Genomic DNA, 3489 nt, shown 5'->3' with positions numbered 1-3489 from the left:
CCGGCCGCGGGGAAGCCGTCCGCCTCCAGGCTGATGACCTCGGGAAGGACGCTGGTGCACAGGCCGTGCGCCTCGCAGAGGGTCCAGTCCACGACGATCGTCCCGGCGCTCTCCATGACCGGCATGGGGAGCACGTCCTGGACGGGCCGGCCGCAGCCGTACTGGTAGGTGTGCATCTGCAGGTCCTCGTCGAAGACCTCCAGCGCCGAGGCGACGAACCGGGCGGCGGCGTCGGGATGGCTGCACGCGCCCCGACCGGTGACCGCCTTCATCCGGGACTCGACGGCCTCCAGGGCGGGCCGGCCGCCGCCCTTCACCACCTGCTCCAGCTCCTTCACCAGGGCCGGCAGACCGAGGTAGCAGGGCCCGCACTGGCCCGCCGTCTCGTCCGCCAGCCAGCGGGCGACCCGGAGGACCTCACCGAGCGGGCAGGTGGTGTGCGGCAGCGGGAGGAGCGCCCCGGCGCCCAGTGCCCCGCCGAGGCTCTGCAGGGACTGCCGGGAGACCGTCGCCTTGCCGGCGGCCTCGGGGCTGAGCCACTTGCCGTGGTAGCCGCCGGTCAGCACGCCCTGGCCGATCTCCAGGTCGAACAGCGCGAGCAGTTGCGGGAGCGGGACGCCGAGGGGCGTCTCCACCACCTGGCGGCCGGCCAGGGTGAGCAGGACCGTCCCGGGCTCCGACGGGGTGCCGGACTCCCGGTAGGGCAGCGCCCCCAGCCGGGCGGCGACGGCGAGCTGCGCGTACGTCTCGGCGTTGGACAGCAGGGTCGGCAGGCCGCGGACGCCGCTGTCGCTCGTCCGGACCTTGCCGCCGCGTGGCAGGGCGATCCCGCTGGTGATGCCGCGGGCCAGCGAGCTGCCCTCGCCCGAGACGAACCGCTCGGGCAGCCGGGCGACGTTGACCGGCACCCGGGTCGTCCGCCGCTCGGCCAGCGCCCGGCGCAGCGACTGCTCGGTGTCGGCGCGGGTGACCCCGAGGACCACCTGCTCGGCGTCCAGGGCCTCGGCTGCCAGCAGGGCCCCGTCCACGACGAGGTGGGGGGTGCGCAGCAGCAGGGCCGCGTCCTTGAGACAACTCGGTTCTCCTTCCGTTCCGTTGACCACCACGACCGGGCGGGTGCGGCGCCGGGCGGCCGACTTGACGACGGCCCGGAGCTTCCTCGCGAACGGGAAGCCGGCGCCGCCGCGACCCCGAAGGTCGACGTTCTCGGCGAGGTCCGCGAGGTCCTCGGCCTTCATCGGGGACAGCCGGCCGTGGACGACCAGGTGTTCGCGGTAGTCCAGTTGCTCGCTGTGCTCCAGGCCGGCGAAGAGCACGGGCCGGCCGAGCCAGGCGATCGGGGCGCCGCTCATCCGTCCTGCCTGCGTCGTCCGGTGCCGGCGCCGACCGTCGGCCGGCCGGCCGTGTCGGGCCGGACGGCGGTGGCCGGGCGGCGCGGGGCGCCGCGGTCCTGGAAGGCCATCCGCAGCCCGAGGGCCACGATCACGCCGACCACGGCCACGCAGTACATGACGGTGATGTAGGTGGCGGGCAGCCGGCCCGCGTTGAGTCCGTGGACCAGGCCGGCGCCCCAGGCCGGGTAGGCGAGGACGTGGACGATCCGCCAGCGCCGCGAGTCGCCGGTGCGGGCCAGCAGGCCGCGGGCCGCGCCGGCGAGTGCGACCGTGAGGAGCACGTAGCCGGAGAGCACGCCGAGGCCGTAGAGCACCGGCTTCTGCGGGTCGGCGAAGGGGACGAACGCTCCGAGTGCGCCGATCTGGTCCTGGATCAGGTTCATCCACACGTGCAGGACGAGGAAGACCACGCCGCTGATGCCCATCACCCGGTGGATCGCCTGGGCGGCGAGCCGGTGGACGGGGTACAGCAGCAGCCGGTCGGTCGCCGCCAGCCCCCACAGCACGGCGGAGGTGAACGACACCAGGGCGAGCACCCCGGCGGCGATGCCGAGGAAGGCCTGCAGTGCGCCGTTGACGGCGACGGCCGTGAGGCCGAGCCCCGCCGCCAGCACGGGGAGGAACGACCAGACCGAACGGGGCTGCCGGCCGCCGGCCTCGGGCCGGTCCGCCGCGGCCGCGGCGGGTGCCTGCTCGCTGCGCGCGGCCCGGTCCGACCGGTTCGCCTGGCGTGTTCGGGCCGCTCGGCCCGCTCGCGCCGGCCCTGCGGCCGAATGCCAGGATCGGCGTCCTTGACCTGTCAACATCGCTGAGCCCTCCGGCTGTGTCCTTGCTCTGCTCGAATGGCGCCCGGTCCCACCGGGCCGGCCGCGCGAGGGGTCGCGGCCCGGGCCGCCCGGGGTGAGCCCGGGGCGGCCCGACGGATCAGCCGCAGCGGCGACCCTCGTTGATGCAACTCACCATCTGGTCCAGCAGGTTGCGGTTCATCACGTTGATGAAGTCGCCGTGGTCGGTGATCGGGTTGTGGAGCTGCTCGGGGAAGCTGTCGACGGCGAACTTGGCGCCGGACGGCACGTCGTAGGCGACGCGCTCGACCAGCTGGGGGATGGCCCGGAAGTTCCGCGGGCAGCTGCCGTTCTTGGAGAAGGCGGTGTGGGTGCGGTGGTTGGCGCTGTCGATGTTCTTGCCGTCCCAGCAGTCCGGGAACTTCAGCGTCCGCACGACCCGGCTGCCGCCCGGGCAGATCGGGTACTTGTCGGCGAGCTGGCGGTCCTCGAAGCCGGTGCAGCTCCAGGAGGCGTGGGCGTTGGCCGGCCCGTTGGTGAGCGCCTTGGCGTCACCGGTGATGATCCGCAGGAAGCGGGTCATCGGCTGGACGCGGCTGCCGTTCGGGGAGCTGTAGGTGATCCCGACCTCGGCGGGCTGCAGGATGCGTCCGACGTTCTTGTCCTTGCCGCCGCCCGGTGCCTTGGCGTCCTTGTCGTTGGTGCCGTCGAGGAGCCGCAGCACCGGCCAGTAGTAGGCCGACTGGTCGCCGTTGGAGCAGGTGGTGCCGGCGCCGGCGAGCTTCCCGTTGGAGGAGAAGCCGTCGGTGATGCGGTTGCCGACGTAGTCGTGCATGTGGTGGGCGCCGTTGCTGACGCCGGGCGCGACGATGACGTTGTCGGGGTTGAGGTGGCGGTTCTCGTTGCGTCCGCAGCGGGAGGTGAAGGTGCCGGTGGCGGGTCCGCTGCGGGCGGGCCGGGCGGTGTTCGGGGCGACGTTGCGGATGTCGACGAAGCCGCGGCCGGGGCCGGACTTCGACCCGCCGGAGCTCTTGCTCTGCGCGGCGACGCTCTGCGCGTCGTTGGCGTAGTCCTTGGTGGAGGCGTCGACCACCAGGTCCTTGCGGATGGCGCAGTTCGCCAGTCCGGACATGTCCTGCGGCAGGCCGGAGTCCTTTCCGGCGCTCGCGGCGAGCTTGCGCAGGGTGTCGGACCGCTTGGCGGCCAGGTCGCCCATGACCCGCTTCTCGCCGCCCCCCGAGCCGGGCTCGGAGAGGCTGCGGTAGGCGTCCGCGACCTGCACGTCGAGGTCGGCGAGGTCCCGGTCGACG

General features: G+C 73.6%; 3 protein-coding genes. All 3 read right to left on the bottom strand.

Annotated features, from left to right (window positions below):
* Nucleotides 1-1352, bottom strand: a 1352-nt coding sequence (locus ABZ641_RS29715; RefSeq protein WP_359986715.1) for an NADH-ubiquinone oxidoreductase-F iron-sulfur binding region domain-containing protein, incomplete at its 3' end; no start/stop codon positions are given.
* Nucleotides 1349-2008 (bottom strand): hypothetical protein, encoded by a 660-nt coding sequence (locus ABZ641_RS29710; protein WP_344623298.1) that lies wholly within the window; start codon nucleotides 2006-2008, stop codon nucleotides 1349-1351. The genes ABZ641_RS29715 and ABZ641_RS29710, both read right to left, overlap by 4 nt.
* A gap of 310 nt (nucleotides 2009-2318) precedes the next feature.
* Nucleotides 2319-3489: DUF1996 domain-containing protein (locus tag ABZ641_RS29705; protein WP_359986712.1), on the bottom strand; the 1171-nt coding region annotated here is incomplete at its 5' end.

Origin of the sequence: Kitasatospora sp. NPDC007106 (genome assembly GCF_040634455.1) — a bacterium.
Classification (GTDB): domain Bacteria; phylum Actinomycetota; class Actinomycetes; order Streptomycetales; family Streptomycetaceae; genus Kitasatospora; species Kitasatospora arboriphila.
Note: the sequence above shows the minus strand (reverse complement) of the source record. Positions and strands in the feature narration are given on the sequence as shown.